The sequence below is a fragment of the Microbacterium rhizomatis genome (assembly GCF_008710745.1).
Classification (GTDB): Bacteria; Actinomycetota; Actinomycetes; order Actinomycetales; family Microbacteriaceae; genus Microbacterium; species Microbacterium rhizomatis.
In genome coordinates, this window is the sequence record NZ_VYSA01000001.1 from 1,465,116 (window position 1) to 1,484,122 (window position 19,007).

At 70.1% G+C, this 19,007-nt stretch carries 16 protein-coding genes and 1 riboswitch; of the genes, 14 read left to right on the forward strand and 2 right to left on the reverse strand.

The genetic code is table 11. The features are described 5' to 3' along the window. Window positions 1-136 precede the first annotated feature (136 nt). From F6B43_RS06920 to F6B43_RS06970, 11 genes are all read left to right on the forward strand, one after another. The gene (locus F6B43_RS06920; RefSeq protein WP_150448081.1) at window positions 137-1,825 is read left to right on the forward strand and encodes a fumarylacetoacetate hydrolase family protein; all 1,689 of its coding nucleotides are present in this window, start codon (window positions 137-139) and stop codon (window positions 1,823-1,825) included. After that, window positions 1,822-2,505, forward strand: coding sequence for a GntR family transcriptional regulator (locus F6B43_RS06925; RefSeq protein WP_150448082.1), 684 nt, complete (start codon window positions 1,822-1,824; stop codon window positions 2,503-2,505). Before F6B43_RS06920 ends, F6B43_RS06925 begins: the two co-directional genes overlap by 4 nt. Before the next feature lie 18 nt (window positions 2,506-2,523). Further along, on the forward strand, window positions 2,524-4,047 hold the full coding sequence (gene hpaE / locus F6B43_RS06930) for a 5-carboxymethyl-2-hydroxymuconate semialdehyde dehydrogenase (RefSeq protein WP_150448083.1): 1,524 nt from the start codon (window positions 2,524-2,526) through the stop codon (window positions 4,045-4,047). After that, complete coding sequence (gene hpaD, locus F6B43_RS06935) at window positions 4,044-5,201, forward strand: 3,4-dihydroxyphenylacetate 2,3-dioxygenase (RefSeq protein ID WP_150448084.1); 1,158 nt, start codon at window positions 4,044-4,046, stop codon at window positions 5,199-5,201. The genes hpaE and hpaD overlap by 4 nt, the downstream gene beginning before the upstream one ends. Next, on the forward strand, window positions 5,198-5,986 hold the full coding sequence (locus tag F6B43_RS06940) for a 2-keto-4-pentenoate hydratase (protein WP_150448085.1): 789 nt from the start codon (window positions 5,198-5,200) through the stop codon (window positions 5,984-5,986). The genes hpaD and F6B43_RS06940 overlap by 4 nt, the downstream gene beginning before the upstream one ends. Next, window positions 5,971-6,780 (forward strand): HpcH/HpaI aldolase family protein, encoded by an 810-nt coding sequence (locus F6B43_RS06945; RefSeq protein WP_150448086.1) that lies wholly within the window; start codon window positions 5,971-5,973, stop codon window positions 6,778-6,780. Before F6B43_RS06940 ends, F6B43_RS06945 begins: the two co-directional genes overlap by 16 nt. A 74-nt stretch (window positions 6,781-6,854) precedes the next feature. Next, window positions 6,855-7,649, forward strand: a complete 795-nt coding sequence (locus F6B43_RS06950; protein ID WP_150448087.1) for a transglutaminase-like domain-containing protein — start codon at window positions 6,855-6,857, stop codon at window positions 7,647-7,649. Window positions 7,650-7,681: 32 nt separating this feature from the next. Then, entirely contained in the window at window positions 7,682-8,227 is a 546-nt protein-coding gene (locus F6B43_RS06955) for a hypothetical protein (protein ID WP_150448088.1), read from the forward strand. Window positions 8,228-8,585: 358 nt separating this feature from the next. Then, complete coding sequence (locus F6B43_RS06960; RefSeq protein ID WP_150448089.1) at window positions 8,586-9,431, forward strand: ABC transporter substrate-binding protein; 846 nt, start codon at window positions 8,586-8,588, stop codon at window positions 9,429-9,431. Between the two features lie 67 nt (window positions 9,432-9,498). Further along, on the forward strand, window positions 9,499-10,368 hold the full coding sequence (locus F6B43_RS06965; protein ID WP_150448090.1) for an amino acid ABC transporter permease: 870 nt from the start codon (window positions 9,499-9,501) through the stop codon (window positions 10,366-10,368). Then, window positions 10,365-11,114, forward strand: coding sequence for an amino acid ABC transporter ATP-binding protein (locus tag F6B43_RS06970; RefSeq protein ID WP_211368039.1), 750 nt, complete (start codon window positions 10,365-10,367; stop codon window positions 11,112-11,114). The genes F6B43_RS06965 and F6B43_RS06970 overlap by 4 nt, the downstream gene beginning before the upstream one ends. 268 nt (window positions 11,115-11,382) lie before the next feature. Here F6B43_RS06970 and F6B43_RS06975 read toward each other — a convergent pair whose 3' ends face one another. Both F6B43_RS06975 and glyA read right to left on the reverse strand, forming a co-directional pair. Beyond that, on the reverse strand, window positions 11,383-12,264 hold the full coding sequence (locus tag F6B43_RS06975; RefSeq protein ID WP_150448091.1) for a bifunctional methylenetetrahydrofolate dehydrogenase/methenyltetrahydrofolate cyclohydrolase: 882 nt from the start codon (window positions 12,262-12,264) through the stop codon (window positions 11,383-11,385). Window positions 12,265-12,471: 207 nt separating this feature from the next. Beyond that, the gene (glyA, locus tag F6B43_RS06980; protein ID WP_150448092.1) at window positions 12,472-13,746 is read right to left on the reverse strand and encodes a serine hydroxymethyltransferase; all 1,275 of its coding nucleotides are present in this window, start codon (window positions 13,744-13,746) and stop codon (window positions 12,472-12,474) included. A gap of 72 nt (window positions 13,747-13,818) precedes the next feature. Next, window positions 13,819-13,902: riboswitch (ZMP/ZTP riboswitch) on the reverse strand. Window positions 13,903-14,000: 98 nt separating this feature from the next. Here glyA and F6B43_RS06985 point away from each other — a divergent pair. The 3 genes from F6B43_RS06985 (at window position 14,001) to F6B43_RS06995 (ending at window position 18,955) form a co-directional block, all read left to right on the forward strand. Then, a complete protein-coding gene (locus F6B43_RS06985) occupies window positions 14,001-15,560 on the forward strand; it encodes a beta-N-acetylhexosaminidase (RefSeq protein WP_246159825.1) in 1,560 nt (519 codons plus the stop codon). Further along, entirely contained in the window at window positions 15,557-16,711 is a 1,155-nt protein-coding gene (locus tag F6B43_RS06990) for an N-acetylglucosamine-6-phosphate deacetylase (protein ID WP_150448093.1), read from the forward strand. Before F6B43_RS06985 ends, F6B43_RS06990 begins: the two co-directional genes overlap by 4 nt. A gap of 348 nt (window positions 16,712-17,059) precedes the next feature. Then, window positions 17,060-18,955, forward strand: coding sequence for a sigma-70 family RNA polymerase sigma factor (locus F6B43_RS06995; protein WP_170285581.1), 1,896 nt, complete (start codon window positions 17,060-17,062; stop codon window positions 18,953-18,955). The last annotated feature ends 52 nt before the right edge of the window (window positions 18,956-19,007 follow it).

The window sequence follows — 19,007 nt, forward strand, 5'->3', positions numbered from 1 at the left end:
TCGCTGCTCGCAGACGCAGGGTGCTCATCTCGCCCGGGCGAAAGAACTCCCGCTGTCGGCCGCCGACGTCCCTCTGATTGCCTGAGCGGCCGCAGATCGTATACGATCTGCGCTAACGCGCGGAGCGAGGGAGCTCATGACCGATACGACCACGGCCGGACCTGAGGGATCGGATGCCGTCGACCCCCGCTTCTGCGCACTCCCCGGGCGGCCGGGCAAGATCATCGCGGTGCACCTGAACTACGCCTCCCGGGCCGATCAGCGCGGGAAGAGACCCGGCGTGCCCTCGTACTTCTTGAAGCCCTCGAGCTCGGTCGCCGCATCCGGCGGCACTGTCGAGCGGCCCGACGGCACGGAGCTCCTCGCCTTCGAGGGTGAGATCGCCCTCGTCATCGGTGCGCCCGCGCGGCACGTCGGTCTCGCCACGGCCTGGGAGCACGTCGCTGCCCTCACCGCGTCCAACGACCTCGGCCTCTATGACCTGCGCGCGAGCGACAAGGGCTCGAACGTCAGGTCGAAGGGCGGCGACGGGTTCACGCCGATCGGTCCTGAACTGATCGACGCCCGCACCGTCGATCCCGCCGCTCTGCGGGTGCGTACGTGGGTGAACGGCGAGCTCTTCCAGGACGACACCACCGCCGGCCTGCTGTTCCCCCTCCCCCAGATCGTCGCCGATCTCTCGCAGCACTTCACGCTGGAGCCGGGCGACGTCATCCTCGCCGGGACGCCGGCCGGATCATCGGTGATCGTGCCCGGTGACGTCGTCGAAGTGGAGGTGGATGCTCCGACCGCACCCGGTGCGCCGACCTCCGGGCGTCTGGTCACCACCGTGGTGGCAGGCGCTGCCGCGTTCGATCCCGCCCTCGGTGCGCTGCCCGCCGCGGATGACGCACAGCGCGCGGACGCCTGGGGCTCGCGCGAGGCTGCCGGGTTGGGCCCCGGGCCAGACGGGGGTGGCCCCGACGCCGGGTTCGGCCCCGAGGCCGGGCGGGGCTCGGCGACGGACCGTCAAACGGCCGGGCCGGGCGGCCCGTTCTTGCCCGCCTCGAACCCGCAGGCGCCGAAGTCTCCCGGAGCTTTGGCGTCCGACCTGCGGGAGAAGCTCGTCGCGACCCCCGTCGCGGCGCTGTCGGCACAGCTGCGCAGGCGCGGACTGAACAATGTCACGATCGACGGCGTCCGCCCGACGCACCCCGGGGCGAAGCTCGTGGGAGTCGCCACCACCCTTCGCTTCGTCCCGAACCGCGAAGACCTCTTCGAGAGCCACGGGGGCGGCCACAACGCGCAGAAGCGCGCGTTCGACGGCGTCCGCGAGGGAGAGGTCATCGTGATCGAGGCGCGCGGCGAGACAGGATCCGGCACGCTCGGCGACATCCTCGCGCTCCGGGCACGCGCCCGCGGAGCGGCCGGCATCGTGACGGACGGTGGTGTGCGCGACATCGAAGCCATCGCAGCGATCGACCTGCCGGTCTACTCGCGGGGTGCGCACCCTGCCGTGCTCGGCCGCAAACACGTGCCGTGGGATGTCGGGCTCACGATCGCGTGCGGCGGCGCGGCCGTGCAGCCGGGCGACGTCATCGTGGGCGACGCCGACGGCGTCATCGTCATTCCGCCCGGCCTCGCCGAGGAGATCGTCGACGACGCTCTGGCGCAGGAGGAAGAAGACGCCTGGATCGCCGACCAGGTCGCTGCGGGGCATCCTGTGGAAGGACTCTTCCCGATGAACGCCACGTGGCGCGCCCGCTTCGAGGCGCGCGCTCTGGCCGCCGAGCAGGCCGCAAACGACGAGGCCGAGCAGGCCGCGGGCGAGGACGCCGCGGGATGACCGCGGTCGCGAGCCTGAGCAAGTCGCAGCAGGCCTACCGCTGGATGAAGGCGCGCATCGCGAGCCACGAGTTCACGCCCGGCTACCGGCTCGTCCTCGGGACGATCGCGGGCGAGCTCGACATGAGCGTCGTGCCGGTGCGCGAGGCGATCCGCCGGCTCGAGGCCGAGGGCCTCGTGATGTTCGAGCGAAACGTCGGCGCCCGGGTCTCGATGGTCAACGACACCCAGTACCGCGACAGCATGCAGGCGCTCTCGATCCTGGAGGGCAGTGCGACGGCGCTGTCGGCGCGACGCCTCACCGCCGACGACATCCGCCACGCGCGCGCGATCAACGAGCTGATGATCGAGACTCTCCCTCACTTCGACCCCCGCGCGTTCACCCGCCTGAATCAGGAGTTCCACGCGACGCTGTTCCAGAAGTGCCGCAACCCGCGGATGCTGGAGCTCGTGCACGCCGAATGGGCACGTCTCGGGCACCTGCGCGACTCGACCTTCAGCTTCGTGCCCGGACGCGCCGGCGAGTCGGTGCGCGAACACGAGAGCATCCTCCGTCTCATCGAGAGCGGAGCGCCGCTCGACGACATCGAGAAGGCGGCGCGGACCCACCGCTCCGCAACGCTCGAGGCGTACATGATCCACGAGCATCCGGATGAGGCCGTCGGCCTCGCCGCACTCTGAGCACCCACAGGAGCCTTCATGCCTGATTCTTCACTCGCGGGGCGGCACGTCCCGGCTGACCTGCCCACGCGGATCCAGCACTATATCGACGGTGCGTTCGTCGACAGCGCCGACGGTGGCACGTTCGACGTGCTCGATCCGGTCTCCAACGAGACCTACCTCCAGGCAGCGGCCGGCAAGAAGGCCGACATCGACCTCGCCGTCGCCTCCGCGCGCCGCGCGTTCACCGACGGACCCTGGCCGCGGATGCTCCCCCGCGAGCGCTCGCGCGTCCTCCATCGCATCGCCGACATCGTGGAGTCGCGCGACGCCCGTCTCGCCGAACTCGAGTCGTTCGATTCGGGGCTGCCGATCACCCAGGCGCTCGGGCAGGCGCGGCGGGCGGCCGAGAACTTCCGGTTCTTCGCCGACCTGATCGTGGCTCAGGCCGACGACGCCTATCAGGTGCCGGGTCGCCAGCTGAACTACGTCAACCGCAAGCCGATCGGCGTCGCCGGCCTCATCACCCCGTGGAACACCCCTTTCATGCTCGAGTCGTGGAAGCTCGGGCCGGCTCTCGCGACCGGGAGCACGGTCGTCCTGAAGCCCGCCGAGTTCACGCCGCTATCGGCCTCGCTCTGGGCCGGCATCTTCGAAGAGGCAGGCCTGCCGAGGGGCGTGTTCAACCTCGTGAACGGACTCGGTGAGGATGCGGGTGACGCACTGGTGAAGCATCCCGGCGTGCCGCTCATCTCGTTCACGGGCGAGAGCGCGACGGGCGGACTGATCTTCGCCAACGCGGCGCCGTTCCTCAAGGGCCTGTCCATGGAGCTCGGCGGAAAGTCGCCCGCGATCGTCTTCGCGGATGCTGATCTCGATGCCGCGATCGACGCCACGATCTTCGGTGTGTTCTCGCTCAACGGTGAGCGGTGCACGGCGGGTTCGCGCATTCTCGTTCAGCGTTCGGTGTACGACGATTTCGTCGAGCGGTACGCGGCGCAGGCGTCGCGGGTGGTCGTCGGGTACCCCCATGACCCGGCGACCGAGGTGGGCGCGCTCGTGCACCCCGAGCACTACGCCAAAGTCATGTCGTACGTCGAGCTGGGCAAGACCGAGGGCAGGCTCGTGGCCGGCGGCGGCCGGCCCGAGGGCTTCGAGACCGGCAACTTCGTCGCCCCGACGGTCTTCGTCGATGTGCCGCCTGACGCGCGGATCTTCCAGGAGGAGATCTTCGGCCCGGTCGTGGCGATCACCCCATTCGACACGGACGACGAGGCCCTCGCGCTCGCGAACAACACCAAGTACGGCCTGGCCGCGTACGTGTGGACGAGCGACCTGAAGCGCGCACACAACTTCGCGCACGCGGTCGAAGCGGGCATGGTGTGGCTCAACTCGAACAACGTGCGCGATCTGCGTACTCCGTTCGGGGGCGTCAAGGCGTCGGGACTCGGCCACGAGGGCGGCTACCGCTCGATCGACTTCTACACCGACCAGCAGGCCGTGCACATCACGCTCGGCGAGGCCCACCATCCCACCTTCGGGAAGAAAGGGACGCTGAGATGACCGCCGAGAAGACCCCCACCTCGTCGGGCTTCTTCGTCTCGCAGGAGGCGCCGATCGTCAGCGGCGATCCGGTGCCGACTCCGACGTCGCCCCCACCCGACATCCTGCGCTGCGCGTACATGGAGCTCGTCGTCACCGATCTCGCCGCATCCCGCATCTTCTATGTCGACGTGCTCGGCCTCCACGTGACCGTGGAGGATGCCGAGGCGATCCATCTGCGCACCACCGAGGAGTTCATCCACCACAATCTCGTGCTCCGGCAGGGGCCGGTCGCCGCCGTGGCCGCGTTCTCGTACCGCGTGCGCACCCCGGAAGACCTCGACCGAGCGGTCGCGTTCTACGAAGAGCTCGGATGCCGCGTCGAACGCCGGGTCGACGGCTTCACCGAGGGCATCGGCGACTCGGTGCGGGTCACCGACCCGCTCGGCTTCCCGTACGAGTTCTTCTTCCAGACCGAGCATGTCGAGCGCCTCTCGTGGCGCTACGACCTGCACACGCCCGGCGAGCTCGTGCGCCTCGACCACTTCAACCAGGTGACTCCCGACGTGCCGCGTGCGGTGAACTTCATGCAGTCTCTGGGATTCCGGGTGACCGAAGACATCCAGGACGACGAGGGCACGGTCTACGCCGCGTGGATGCGCCGCAAGCCCACCGTCCACGACACGGCGATGACCGGCGGCGATGGCCCGCGCATGCACCACGTCGCCTTCGCGACGCACGAGAAGCACAACATCCTCGCGATCTGCGACAAGCTCGGCGCCCTCCGCCGCTCGGATGCGATCGAGCGGGGTCCTGGCCGCCACGGCGTCTCGAACGCCTTCTACCTCTACCTGCGCGACCCCGACGGGCACCGCGTCGAGATCTACACGCAGGACTACTACACGGGCGACCCCGACAACCCGGTCATCACATGGGACGTGCACGACAATCAGCGTCGTGACTGGTGGGGAAACCCCGTCGTGCCCAGCTGGTACACCGAGGCCTCGCTCGTGCTCGACCTCGACGGCAACCCGCAGCCCGTCGTCGCGCGGACCGACACGAGCGAGATGGCGGTCACGATCGGCGCCGACGGATTCAGCTTCACCCGCCCGGACGAGCCCGCACAGCTGCCGTCGTGGAAACAGGGCGAATACAAGCTCGGCCATCAGCTGTGACCCTCGCACCCGAGGTGATCGCACAGCTCGCCGACGAACTCGCCGACGCTGACCGCAACCACGGCGTCATCACGCGCATCACCGCACGGCATCCCGACGCGACGATCGAGGATTCGTATGCGATCCAGGGGCTCTGGCGCGATCGTATGATCGCGCGGGGCCGGCATCTGGTCGGCCGCAAGATCGGTCTGACGTCCAAGGCGATGCAGCGGGCGACCGGGATCGCGGAGCCCGACTTCGGCGTGATGTTCGACGACACCGTCTTCGCGACGGGCGCCGAGATCCCGGTCGATCTGTTCTCGAACGTGCGCGTCGAGGTCGAGCTGGCGTTCGTGCTGAAGCAGCCGCTGGAAGGGCCCGGCGCGACCCTCGACGACGCGATCGCCGCGATCGACTACGCCGTTCCAGCCCTCGAGGTGCTCAACTCGCACATCGAGCTCGAGGGTCGGACGATCGTCGACACGATCGCCGACAACGCCGCATACGGGGCGATGGTGCTCGGCGATGTGCGCAAGCGCCCGGACGAGATCGATCTGCGCTGGGTGCCCGGGGTGCTGACGCGCAACGGTGAGGTCGAAGAGACCGGGGTCGCTGCGGGCGTGCTCGGCCACCCCGCGACCGGGGTCGCCTGGCTCGCGAACAAGCTCGCCCTGCACGGCGCGCGGCTCGAGACCGGCGAGATCATCCTCGCGGGGTCCTTCACGCGCCCGATGTGGGTCTCGCGCGGCGATGACGTGGTCTGTGACTATGGACCGATGGGGATGATCACATGTCGCTTCGTCTAGGCCCGACGTTCCGCGACGCGCTGAGCGCGGCATCCCGCCCTCTCGCGGGGATGTGGGTGTGCACCGCGAGCCCGGTCGTGGCGGAGATCTGCGCCGGGTCGGGCCTGGACTGGCTGCTGATCGACATGGAGCACTCGCCCAACGGGCTCGCCTCGACCGTCGCGCAGCTGCAGGTCGCGGCGGCGTACCCGATCACCCCCGTCGTGCGGGTGCCGATCGGCGACGTCGTCACGATCAAGCAGGTGCTCGATCTCGGTGCGCAGAACATCCTGGTACCGATGATCTCGTCGCGCGAGGAGGCCGGAGACATCGTGCGGGCGGTGCGCTACCCGCCCAGGGGCGTCCGCGGTGTCGGTTCTGCACTCGCCCGGTCGGGCCGCTGGAACCGCGTCGACGGATACCTCGAGAACGCCGACGCGCACGTGTCGCTGTTCGTCCAGATCGAGACGGCCCAGGGGGTCGAGGCCGCGGCCGGCATCGCCGCGGTGGACGGCATCGACGGGGTGTTCGTCGGCCCTTCGGATCTCGCCGCGTCGATGGGCCTGCTCGGGCAGCAGACGCACCCGGATGTCAGAGCCGCGGTCGGGCGTACGTTCGACGCGGTGCGCGGAGCGGGAAAGCCGGTTGGCATCAACGCCTTCGACCCGGCCGTCGCCCAGGAGTATGTCGACGCCGGAGCGTCGTTCGTGCTGGTCGACGCCGACGTCGCGCTGCTCGCCCGCGGGTCGGAGGCACTCGCGGCACGCTGGATCCCCGCAGACGCTTCCGAGAGCGCCCCGCGCCCCGCGCACTGAGCCCCGGGCGGCATCGTGCGAAGGGGAGCTGTCAAGCGGCAATTCGCGGCGTCGGCACGTGGCATGGTTGACGCATGAAACGCGATGTCTCGAGCACCATCGTCCTGGACGTCACCAATCCGGCCGAGATGATCTTCGCGGTCGCCGTGGCGGGCCACTACACGCCGGTCACCGAATCGTTCATCGCGACGCTCGACGGGCACGAGATCCCCTTCGCGACCCTCCCCGATGCGCACGGCGGCCGGTTGCACAAGGTGTCCTCCGGTACAGGCCGACTCGAGGTGCGGTATGCCGCGTCAATCCTGGGGCCGGGTGACATCGGGATCCCCACCGAGACCGACCTGGTGACGTACCTGCGCCCCAGCCGCTACGCGGAGTCCGACACCCTCGGCCCGACCGCGTTCGCCGAGTTCCGTGATGTTCCGCCCTCCGACCTCCTGACCGCGGTCTCATCGTGGGTCGGCACTCGACTGGCCTACGTGCCCGGATCGAGCCTCCCCACCGACGGCGCTGTGCGCACCCTGCTCGCCCGCAAGGGTGTGTGCCGGGACTATGCCCACCTCTGCGTCGCGCTGCTGCGCGCCCTCAACGTGCCCGCCCGACTCGTCGCCGTGTACGCGCCGGGACTCTCGCCCATGGACTTCCACGCGGTCACCGAGGCGTGGGTCGAGGGTGCGTGGCGCGTCGTGGATGCCACCACCCTGGCCCCGCGCTCGACCCTCGTGCGGATCGCGACCGGGAGGGATGCGGCGGACTCGGCCTTCCTCACGATCCTCTCGGGCAACGTCGACCTCGTCGACGTGAACGTGACCGCGATCGTCGACGAACTGCCCGACGACGATCTGACGCAGTTCGCCGCGATCGCCTGACGCCCGGCATCCCGCGCAGCTACTCTGGGCACATGCGCGCCTGGCTGATCCGATTCGTCTCGCTCTACGTCTTCAACGTCGTGGTGCTGCTGCTGATCGGACTGCTGCTGCCGCAGGTGAGTGTCGGCTGGGCGGTGCTCTGGGCGAGCATCATCCTCACCGCCGCGACGCTGTGGATCAAACCACTGATCACCAGGTGGTTCCGCGGCATGGCCGCCCGCTCTGCCGGGCAGCGCACGAAGGCCGGCGAGAAGGTCGTGCAGTTCTTCCTCGTGCTGCTCGTCGCCTACATCGTGTGGGTCCTGGTCGCACTGCTGTCGGGCGTGCGCGTGCACGGCTGGTTCTGGGGATACGTGATCCCGCCGGTCATCCTGCTCATCGCCTGGGCGATCTACGACGCGATCGACGACCGCATCGAGGGCCACGCGGGCGTGCTCTACGACAAGGCCACCGGAAAGCCGGTGGCGACGGCGGATGCGGCGGCCAGCGCATCCGCCCCTGAGACCAGCGCCGTGCAGACCGAACTGAAGGACGGCCTCACCCCGGAGCAGCGCCGCATGCTCGACGAGCTCGGCTGAGCCCACTCCCCCTCTCCCCCCTCGCGCGCCGCGCCGAGTCATTCAGGGGCCAGATCTGGTCGCCATTTCGGGCAGGGAACGGCACGGGGTGGCCCGCGACCACGGGGGCCACATCCTCGCGGGTCGCTTCTGGGCGCCATCTCCGCGTGACAGCGACAACACCTGGCCCGCGACACCTCGCCCGCGAGCGGGCCGGACCTGAGGACCCGCGGCACGTCGCCAACCATCGCGTAACAATGCGACGCCCTTCGGGCCCCCGCATCCCCGCGGACGGCAGAATAGGAGGGCGCGCCTGGACAGCACCGGGCGCCCGCCCCGCGTTCGAGCGGGGGTCTGCACCTCGAATCTGGAGGCATCCATGCCGCATTCCCGTCCCCTGCTGCGCACCGCCGCGGTCGCCCTCTTCGCCGCGGCCCTCGCGCTCACGGGTTGCGCGAGCGGCGCGGCGCCCGGCGCGTCCGGCGACGCCGACGCGAGCTACATCACCCCCGGCAAGCTCACGATCGCCACCGGTGAGACCGCCTACTTCCCCTATGTCATCGACGACGATCCGACCAGCGGCGAGGGCTTCGAGGCCGCCGTCGCCTATGCCGTAGCCGACAAGCTCGGGTTCGCGAAGGAAGACGTCGAGTGGGTGCGCACGAGCTTCGAGTCGGCGATCGCCCCCGGGCCGAAGAGCTTCGATTTCAACATCCAGCAGTACACGATCACGGATGAGCGCAAGCAGGCCGTCGACTTCTCGTCGCCGTACTACTCCGCCAGCCAGGCCGTCGTCGCGGTTAAAGGCGGCAAGGCCGACGGCGTGACCTCGATCGCCGGGCTGCAGGGCCTCACGCTCGGCGCGATGTCGGGCTCGACGAGCGCGACCACGATCCAGGATGCGGTCAAGCCGACGACCGCACCGCAGCTGTACGGCTCCAACGAGGATGCCGTGGCCGCCCTCAAGGCGAACCAGATCGACGCGATCGTGCTCGACCTGCCGACGGCGTACTACGCCACCGGCGTCTACATCGACAACTCGTTCATCGTCGGGGAGCTGCCCGCTGCCGGAGTCCCCGACGAATGGGGCCTGCTGCTGGCCAAGGACTCGCCGCTCACGGCGAAGGTCACCGCGGCCGTCGACGAGCTCCGCAACGACGGAACGCTCGCGACCATCACCGACAAGTGGCTCGGCTCCGGTCAGGGCGTCACCCAGCTCAAGTGATCCGCGTCATCGCCCGCATATCGATCGCGGAATCGATCGTCCCGCCGGCCCCCGTCCGGGTGCCCGCATGACGGTGCCGCAGGCCGGGCCTGCGACCGGCCACCAGCCCAGCTCCCTCGAGCTCGATCGGCGCGCCTTCCGGCGCGGTCGGTCGCAGCGGTCCGTACTGCTGGCGGTCGCCTCGACCATCGCCTTCGCGGTGATCGTCTGGGCCACCGTGATCAACACGGCGGGCTGGGCGAATGTGCAGGAGTCGTTCTTCGACCCGGCGGTCGCGATCGAATCGCTCCCGAAGGTGTGGGACGGGTTCCTTCTGAACCTCGAGGTGTTGGCCATCTCGATCGTCACCGTCGCGATCTGCGCGCTGGTGCTCGCACTCCTCCGGACGCTGCGCGGGCCGGTGTTCTTCCCGCTCCGGGCGATCGCCGCCGGGTACACCGACATCTTCCGCGGGCTGCCGCTGATCATCGTGCTGTACCTCGTCGGCTTCGGGCTTCCGACGATCCTCAATACGCGCATCCCCCCTGTCGTCCTGGGAGTGCTCGCCCTGACGCTGACGTATTCGGCATACGTGGCCGAGGTGATCCGTGCGGGCATCGAGGCGGTGCATCCGTCCCAGCGGCTCGCGGCGCGGGCACTCGGCCTCAGCTACGGCCGGACGCTGCGGCACGTCGTGCTTCCGCAGGCGCTCCGGAAGATGACACCGCCGCTCATGAACGACTTCGTCTCGATGCAGAAGGACGTCGGTCTCGTCTCGATCCTCGGTGCCATCGACGCTGTGGCGGCCGCACGGTCGGAAGTCGCCACGACCTACAACTTCACGCCGTACGTCGTTGCCGGCATCCTCTTCGTACTCCTCGCCATCCCGACCATCCGCCTCACCGACTGGTACGCGGCGCGGCTGCGCCAGCGCGAGCAGACGGGATCGGTGCTGTGAGCGGTTCGACGGCGGGCCCCCTGCTCGAGGCGCATGACCTGTGGAAGTCTTTCGGCGACCGCGAGGTGCTGCGCGGCGTCTCGATCGACCTGTCAGCGCACGAGGTCGTCGCCGTGATCGGCGCGAGCGGTTCGGGGAAGTCGACACTGCTGCGCTGCCTCAACCTGCTCGAGCCGATCGACGACGGGCGCATCCTGCTCGGCGGTGAGGATATCTCGGATCCACGGGTGCATGCCGACCGGGTTCGGGCGCGGTTCGGTGCGGTGTTCCAGAGCTACAACCTGTTCCCGCACCTTTCGGTGATCGACAACGTCACGCTCGCGTCCCGCGTCGTGCGGGGCGTCTCGCGCCGAGACGCCGAGCGCCGCGGCATGGAGCTGCTGGAGCGGATCGGGCTCACCGCGCAGGCCAAGGAGCACCCCGACCGCCTCTCCGGCGGGCAGCAGCAGAGGGCTGCGATCGTGCGGGCCATCGCCACCGACCCGGAGGTGCTTCTGCTCGACGAGATCACCTCGGCCCTGGACCCCGAGCTCGTCACCGAAGTGCTCGAGCTCGTGCGCTCGCTCGCCGACGATGGAGCGACGATCCTCATGGCCACGCACGAGATGGCGTTCGCCCGAGACGTCGCCCACCGCGTGGTGTTCCTGGACGCCGGGCGCATCCTGGAGCAGGGCACGCCCGCCGAGGTGTTCGGCGCGCCGCGCGAGCCGCGCACGCGCGAGTTCCTCGCCCGCTTCATGGCCTGACCCGGCTGCGTTCGTCGGAGGATCGGCCCTCGGTCGGAGGATTTCGGCCGAATCCTCCGACATCGGCCTCATCCTCCGACGCTGCGTGGGGGCCTCCCCAGCGGCGCGTGAATCGGCATGGGCGAGGCGTTCGACGCCGTGCGCAGGGAGATGGTGCGGCGCGGCACCCTCCAGGCCCCTCCTGTCACTTCAGCCACGCTCCTCCCTGCAAACGGTCGGGAAGGACAGGCGCATCCTCGGCGAGCGCCGTGCGGGGACGGGCTCCGCGTCAGGCTGAGGCGCGCTCGGCCGCCTCGACCACATTCGTCATGAGCAGGGCGACGGTCATCGGACCGACTCCCCCGGGGTTCGGCGAGAGCCAGCCGGCGACCTCGGCGACGTCGGGATGGACGTCGCCGTAGACCTTGGACTTACCCGTCTCGGGGTCGATCTCACGCGTCACGCCCACATCGAGCACGGCCGCGCCGGGCTTCACGTCGGCGGCGGTGACGAGGTGCTTGACCCCGGCGGCCGCGACGATGACGTCGGCTTCGCGGAGGTAGTGACCGAGGTCGACCGTGCCCGTGTGAGTGAGGGTGACGGTGGCGTTGAGATCGCGCCGGGTGAGCAGCAGTCCGATCGAGCGGCCGATCGTCACACCACGGCCGACGACGACGACGTGCGTGCCGGCGAGGTCGTAGCCGTTGCGCACCAGAAGCTCGATCACGCCACGCGGCGTGCACGGGAGGGGCGTGGTGATCGGCGCGTTGACGTTCAGCACGAGGCGTCCGAGGTTGGTCGGATGCAGTCCGTCGGCGTCTTTCGCTGGGTCGATGCGCTCGAGGATCGCGTCGGTGTCGATGTGCTTCGGAAGCGGCAGCTGCACGATGAAGCCGTGGCACGCAGGGTCGGCGTTCAGCGCATCGATCGCCGCCTCGACCTCCGCCTGCGTGGCGTCGGCGGGCAGCTCGACCTGGATCGAGTTCATCCCGATCGCCTCGGACTGGCGGTGCTTCATGCCGACGTAGAGCTGCGAAGCCGGGTCGGCGCCGACGAGCACGGTGGCGATCCCCGGCACGGTGCCGCGCTCCCGCAGCGCGGCAACGCGCCCGCGCAGCTCTTCACGAATGGATGCCGCAGCCGCGACCCCGTCGAGTCTCTGTGCCGTCATCTTGTGTCCTCACTTCGTCGTGGCCCCGTTCCCCTCCCCGCGCCCCCGCGAGACCGTATGGACGCCACGAGAAGGTACGCGACTGCTTCAGTCTCGTTGCGCCTATCCGGTCTCGCGGAATGGGAGGGGGGGTGGGGAAGGGGAAGGGGGTAGAGAAGGGCGCTGATATCACTATGCCCGTAGGTATGTGGCTGGGTCTACCCCGAGCTACTGACGCAGGCCCGGGTAAAGGGGGAAAGCGGCGGTCAGGGCGGCGACGCGGAGGCGGAGTGCCTCGACATCGGCTCCGGGCAGGAGCGCGAGCGCGATGACGTCTGCGACCTCGGTGAACTCGACATCGCCGAACCCACGGGTGGCGAGCGCCGGAGTGCCGATGCGCAGGCCCGAGGTGACCATCGGCGGCCGCGGGTCGTTGGGCACCGCGTTGCGGTTGACCGTGATGCGGATGTCGTGCAGCAGGTCTTCGGCCTGCTTGCCGTCGACGGCCGCATCGCGCAGGTCGACCAGCACCAGATGCACGTCGGTGCCGCCGGAGCGGATGGCGATGCCGGCATCCTTCACGTCCTGCTGCGACAGCCGCTCGGCGAGGATGCGGGCGCCGCGCAGCACCCGCTCCTGGCGCTCCTTGAACTCGGGCGTGGCGGCGAGCTTGAACGCGGTGGCCTTCGCGGCGATGACGTGCATGAGCGGCCCGCCCTGCTGCCCGGGGAAGACGGCCGTGTTGATCTTCTTCGCGATCTCGGGGTCGTTGGTCAGGATGAAGCCCGACCTGGGGCCGCCGATCGTCTTGTGGACGGTCGATGAGACCACGTGCGCGTGCGGCACCGGCGACGGGTGCAGGCCCGCCGCGACGAGGCCGGCGAAGTGCGCCATATCGACCCACAGCAGCGCGCCCACCTCGTCGGCGATCGCACGGAACGCGGCGAAGTCGAGCTGGCGCGGGTAGGCCGACCACCCCGCGATGATGACCTTGGGCGTGTGCTCGATCGCGAGCCTGCGCACCTCGTCCATGTCGATGACGGATGTCTCGGGGTCGACGCCGTACGCCACGATGTCGTACAGCCGGCCCGAGAAGTTGATCTTCATACCGTGCGTGAGGTGACCGCCCTGGTCGAGCGAGAGGCCGAGCAGCGTGTCTCCCGGGCGGGCGATCGCGTGCAGGACTGCCGCGTTCGCCGTGGCGCCGGAGTGCGGCTGCACGTTCGCGAACGCGGCGCCGAACAGGGACTTGGCCCGCTCGATCGCGAGCTCTTCGGCGACGTCGACCTCTTCGCAGCCGCCGTAGTACCGCCTGCCGGGGTAGCCCTCGGCGTACTTGTTCGTGAGCACCGAGCCCTGCGACTGCAGGACCGACACCGGAACGAAGTTCTCCGAGGCGATCATCTCGAGGAAGCCGCGCTGACGCTCGAGCTCGCGCTCCAGCACCTGGGCGATCTCGGGGTCGACCTCTGCGAGGGGGGCGTTGAAATAAGGATCTGACATGGCTCTCCTGACAACGGCTCGGTGTCTCGATCAGCCCGCGTCGCGGACACGCGACAACCGAGGAGGATGTCGACCATCGGCCCAGGCGAGCGGTCGAATGCCGTGTCAGTCGCTTCCCGGTGGTGGCCCACCTCAACGCCAGTCGCGACACCCCGAGCATAACGGATGCCGCACACCCCGGCGAGGTCCGGAGGCCTCGCGTGACACGAGGTCGAACGGCTAGGCTGGAGCGATCTTTTGTTAGGGACCTTTACATGACCTCCCGCGATCGGAGCCCGATGTCGCTGTCCGCCGTGATCCCCGCTGTGATCCCCGCCCCCGTCTCGCTCGCATCCGACGCGTCGGCGCCGGCGTTCCGGCTGTCGGCGAGCACGGTGATCGCCGGAGACGCGGATGCTGCGACCGCCCTCGCCCGCATCCTCGAGACGCGAACGGGCATCGCGCCCGCGCACGCCGACGCCGACGTGGCCGGCGCGATCGCACTCCGGCGCGCACCGGGCGGCCCAGCGGAGTCGTACCGCGTGACGGTGGAGGCGGCATCCATCCTCCTCACGGCACCCGACGCTGCAGGGCTCTTCTATGGCGCCCAGACCCTCGGGCAGCTGCTGCAGAGGGACGGCACGGGATGGAGCATCCCCGCCGTGTCGATCGAGGACGCTCCGCGGTTCGCCTACCGCGGCGTCATGCTCGATGTGGCCAGGCACTTCTTCCCGGTCGAGACGGTGAAGGCCTACATCGACAGGGCGGCGGCGCTCAAGTTCAACGCGCTGCACCTGCACCTCGCGGACGACCAGGGGTGGCGGGTCCAGCTCGAGTCGCGCCCCAGGCTCACCGAGGTCGCATCGGGAAGCTCTGTGGGCGGCGATCCCGGGGGCTTCTACACGAAGGCCGACTACGGCGAGATCGTCGCGTACGCGGCCTCGCAGCACATGATCGTCGTGCCCGAGATCGACGTTCCGGGGCACACGCATGCCGTCGGGCTCGCGTACCCCGAACTGGTCGAAGCACCCGTGCTGTCGGAGCACATCCGCGAGATCGTCCGTGAGTACGGCGGCGACCTGCCCACGACGGGCGTGCCGTACGAGGGCATGGCCGTGGGGTTCTCGTCGCTGCGGATCCACGACGAGGCGACGTACGACTTCCTCGCCGATGTGTTCGGCGAGCTCGCGGGGATGACGCCCGGACCGTATCTGCACGTGGGCGGCGATGAAGCGCTCGGCACGTCGGCAGAGGACTTCGCCGAGTTCATGGGGCGCGTGACGTCGCTCGTGGCGGATCTGGACAAGACCCCGATCGCGTGGCACGAGGCGGGTTCGGCCGAAGGATTGGATGAGGAGACGATCGGGCAGTACTGGGGCTTCCTCACCCCGACCGACGGCATGGACGAGAAGGCGCGCACCTTCGCGCGCAACGGGTCGCAGCTGATCCTCTCCCCCGCCGACGCGATCTACCTCGATATGAAGCCGTCCCCCTCGAGCGCGCTCGGACTCACGTGGGCCAACGGCCCGACGAGCCTCGAGCGTGCCTACACATGGGATCCCGTGGCGATCATCGACGGGATCGGCGAGCGCGACATCCTCGGTGTCGAGGCGCCCATGTGGACCGAGACGCTGCGCACGCTCGCCGACATCGACGCGATGGCGTTCCCGCGGATCGCAGCAGCCGCCGAGGCCGCCTGGTCGGTGCCGCTCGGCACCGCGCCGATGCGCACCTGGCCGTCGTTCCGTGAGCGCGCCGGTGCACTCGCGCCGGTGTGGCGGAGCATGGGCGTCACACTCCCCGCATCGGACGACGTGTCCTGGAGCGCCGGATGAGCGTCATCATCCACTCCGCCCGCCTCGTCGATGACGACCGGGCGACCGAGGACGCGTGGGTGAGGTTCGACGGCGAGCGGGTCGCCGAGGTCGGTACGGGGAGCGCGTGGCGCGCCGTCGCGGCGCCCTCCGACCAGATCGTCGACGCTGCCGCCGTCGCGGGCACGGGGGCCGTGCTCACCCCCGGTTTCGTGGACATCCACGGCCACGGCGGCGCCGGCTTCTCGTACGACGATGGTCCCGATGCGATCCGCGCCGCGCGCGAGCTGCACCGTGCGCACGGCACCACACAGGCGGTGATCTCGCTCGTCACCGCGCCGCTGGACGCCATGGAGCGCCGCGTGGCGATGGTCGCCGATCTCACCGAGACGGATGCCGGCATCCTGGGTTCGCATCTGGAAGGACCCTTCCTCGACCACGCCCACAAGGGCGCCCACGATGAACGGCTCCTGCGCCCACCGCAGTCCGATGCCCTGCAGCGGCTGCTCGCGGCAGGGCGGGGCACCGTCCGGCAGGTGACCGTCGCACCCGAGCTGCCCGGCGGGATCGACGCGGTCAGCCTGGTCGTCTCGGCGGGCGCTGCCGCCGCCATCGGTCACACGGGCGCGGACGCCGGGATGTGCGCCGAGGCGTTCGACGCCGGAGCGACGATCCTGACCCACGCCTTCAACGCCATGCCGGGCCTGCACCACCGCGCACCCGGCCCTGTCGGCGCCGCAGCCTCCGACCCGCGGGTCACGCTCGAGCTGATCGCCGACGGGGTGCACGTGCATCCCACGGTCGTACGCATCGCCTTCGCGGCAGCGCCCGGGCGGATCGCGCTCATCACCGACGCGATGGCGGCGGCCGGGGCCGGTGAGGGTCGCTACGAGCTCGGAGGCCTGGACGTCGAGGTCGTCGACGGGGTGGCGCGCCTCGCGGGCGGGGGCCCGATCGCGGGATCCACGCTGATGCAGGATGCTGCGCTGCGCCTCTGCGTCGCCTCCGGGGTCGCGCTCCCGGCCGCCGTCCACGCGCTGAGCACCGCACCGGCCCGGGCGGTCGGGCGGGGAGCGGATCTCGGGCGGCTGGCTCCGGGATTCCTCGCCGACGCGGTCCTCCTGGACGAGAGCCTGCGCGTGCGCCGCGTATGGACCGCGGGACGCGACTGAGCCACGGCATCCGCACGCGCTGACGGACGAGCGGCGACGCCGGACGAGCGGCGACGCCGGACGAGCGGCGACGCCGGACGAGCGGCGAGGGCCCGCTGCGTTCCCCAGACCGCAATGGACCCTCGCCGTTCGGGAGACATCGGTGGCTCGCGCTCGTCCCCCCGGAGGAGCGCGAACGACGTCTCTCACCCCATGAGATGACCCCGCGCTCGATCTATTACGCGCCTTGGGAGAAAACTTTCCGTTGGGCGAATCCGGAGGCAGCGTACGAGACAATGAGAGACGCGCGTAATGGAACCTCTCGTCTCGCGTCTCATCACTGACACGACTACGAGCACGGAAAGCGCGATGACAGAACCCGACGGCACGCCGGACGCGTACGACGATTCCGGCGACGGCATCGCCGACGCCGACCTCGTCCTTCGTGTGCGTTCGGGCGACAGCGCAGCGTTCGGCGAGCTCTGGAGCCGCCACTACCGCTCGGGACTCACGGTGGCCCGCTCCATCACGTCGAGTCTCGACGCCGACGATCTGGTGCAGGAGTCGTACGCCCGCATCTACCAGGCGATCCTCAAGGGTGGCGGCCCGACCGGGTCGTTCCGTGCCTACCTTTTCACGAGCATCCGCAACACCGCCGCCGGCTGGGGTCGCGCACGTCGCGAGATCGCGATCGACGAGCTGGATGCTGTCATCGACCCGTCCTCGTCGGATCAGGCGACGATGGACGCCCTGGACCGCAGCCTGACCCACACGGCATTCCGCAGCCTGCCCACCCGCTGGCAGGAAGTGCTGTGGTACTCCGAGATCGAGCAGATGAAGCCTGCGGCCATCGCGCCGCTGCTGGGGATGAAGCCGACCGCGGTCGCACAGCTGACCTTCCGCGCACGCGAGGGATTGCGCGAGGCATGGATCCAGGCGCATCTGCGCAGCGTCGAAGCCGGCTCGGAGTGCCAGTGGACGATCGAGCGACTCGGCGCGTACGCCCGCGACAACCTCGGCCGTCGCGACCACGGCAAAGTGGAAGCGCACCTCGCGGACTGCGCCCGCTGCGCGATCGTCGCGGCTGAGGCACGCGAAGTGGGGAGCCGCCTCGCGCTCGTGCTCCTGCCGCTCACGGTCGGCATCGCCGGGACAGCCGCCTATCTCGCGTCACTGCAGTCCGGCGCCCCCGCGATCGCGCTGGCGGCCATGCCGTCGACGGTGATGGCCGGTGCCGTGACAGTGGGCCCGGCAGCGGGAGGCGCCGGCGGGGCCGGTGGAGCCGCCACGACGGCGGGTCCCGTTGCGGTCGCCGCAGGCAGCGGGGCTGCCACGGGCGGTGCCGCTGCGGGCGGAGCGGGCGTCGCGGCCGGTGCCGCTGCCACTGCCGCGGGCGCGCTGGCAGGAGTGGGGGCGATGGCCGGCCTCGTGACCGCGGGCTTGGTCGTCGTGGGCGCCGTCGTCGCCGCCGCCGTCGTGCTCCCGTCGATGACCGCACCCCTCGCCGCGGCGGGAAGTGAAACCGCCGTCATCGCTCCCGCGAGCCCCACCCTCACGACACCCTCGACCTCGCCGTCGACAACGGCCCCGTCACCGTCGACACCGAGCGACCTCGTGGCGCCGAGCGACGCCGTGGTGCCGCCCACCCCGGACGTGGACGCGGCTCCCGTCACCCCTGCCGCTCCGAGCGACGCGGCGCCGACCTCGCCCCCCGTCGTCGCGCCGACCGACCCGACGGATCCGACCCAGCCGACCGACCCGATCGATCCGACCGACCCGATCGATCCGACCACCCCGACCACCCCGACCGACCCGACCAGCCCGACCGACCCGACCGACCCGACCGACCCGACCACTCCGACCGACCCGACCACTCCGACCGACCCGATCGATCCGATCGATCCGACCACCCCGACCGACCCCACCGCTCCGACCGACCCCACCGACCCGACAGAACCGACGAACCCCACCGAGCCGACCCTTCCGGAGGGCTCACCGACGATCGCCAGCAGCTCGTCGTACTTCACACCGGGCACGCTCCAGCTCAACATCGCCGTCGTCGTGACCGCCGCGCCGGGCTCGACCGTGCAGGCGAGCATCGGCGGCAGCGTCGTGGCGGCGACGACCGTCGACGACAGCGGCTCGGCCACGATCGTGTTCCGCCCGACGGTGTCGCAGATCCTGCTCTCACGACTCGACCTCCGGTACACCCTCGACGCTCTGACCGGACCGCCGACCTCCGTGCGGATCAGCTCGCTGCTCTGACCCCGGCGACGCCGATCGCACGGCGCAGGCCGGGGTCGCTGCATCCCTCGAC

Excerpts from the sequence above, each read along its gene's own strand:
- F6B43_RS06985 (WP_246159825.1), top strand. The coding sequence starts at position 14,001 with ATGACCTCCCGCGATCGGAGCCCGATGTCGCTGTCCGCCGTGATCCCC.
- F6B43_RS06945 (WP_150448086.1), top strand. The coding sequence starts at position 5,971 with ATGTCGCTTCGTCTAGGCCCGACGTTCCGCGACGCGCTGAGCGCGGCA.
- F6B43_RS06995 (WP_170285581.1), top strand. The coding sequence starts at position 17,060 with ATGACAGAACCCGACGGCACGCCGGACGCGTACGACGATTCCGGCGAC.
- F6B43_RS06925 (WP_150448082.1), top strand. The coding sequence starts at position 1,822 with ATGACCGCGGTCGCGAGCCTGAGCAAGTCGCAGCAGGCCTACCGCTGG.
- F6B43_RS06990 (WP_150448093.1), top strand. The coding sequence starts at position 15,557 with ATGAGCGTCATCATCCACTCCGCCCGCCTCGTCGATGACGACCGGGCG.
- F6B43_RS06975 (WP_150448091.1), bottom strand. The coding sequence starts at position 12,264 with ATGACGGCACAGAGACTCGACGGGGTCGCGGCTGCGGCATCCATTCGT.
- hpaD (WP_150448084.1), top strand. The coding sequence starts at position 4,044 with ATGACCGCCGAGAAGACCCCCACCTCGTCGGGCTTCTTCGTCTCGCAG.
- F6B43_RS06920 (WP_150448081.1), top strand. The coding sequence starts at position 137 with ATGACCGATACGACCACGGCCGGACCTGAGGGATCGGATGCCGTCGAC.
- F6B43_RS06950 (WP_150448087.1), top strand. The coding sequence starts at position 6,855 with ATGAAACGCGATGTCTCGAGCACCATCGTCCTGGACGTCACCAATCCG.
- hpaE (WP_150448083.1), top strand. The coding sequence starts at position 2,524 with ATGCCTGATTCTTCACTCGCGGGGCGGCACGTCCCGGCTGACCTGCCC.
- F6B43_RS06965 (WP_150448090.1), top strand. The coding sequence starts at position 9,499 with ATGACGGTGCCGCAGGCCGGGCCTGCGACCGGCCACCAGCCCAGCTCC.
- glyA (WP_150448092.1), bottom strand. The coding sequence starts at position 13,746 with ATGTCAGATCCTTATTTCAACGCCCCCCTCGCAGAGGTCGACCCCGAG.
- F6B43_RS06960 (WP_150448089.1), top strand. The coding sequence starts at position 8,586 with ATGCCGCATTCCCGTCCCCTGCTGCGCACCGCCGCGGTCGCCCTCTTC.
- F6B43_RS06955 (WP_150448088.1), top strand. The coding sequence starts at position 7,682 with ATGCGCGCCTGGCTGATCCGATTCGTCTCGCTCTACGTCTTCAACGTC.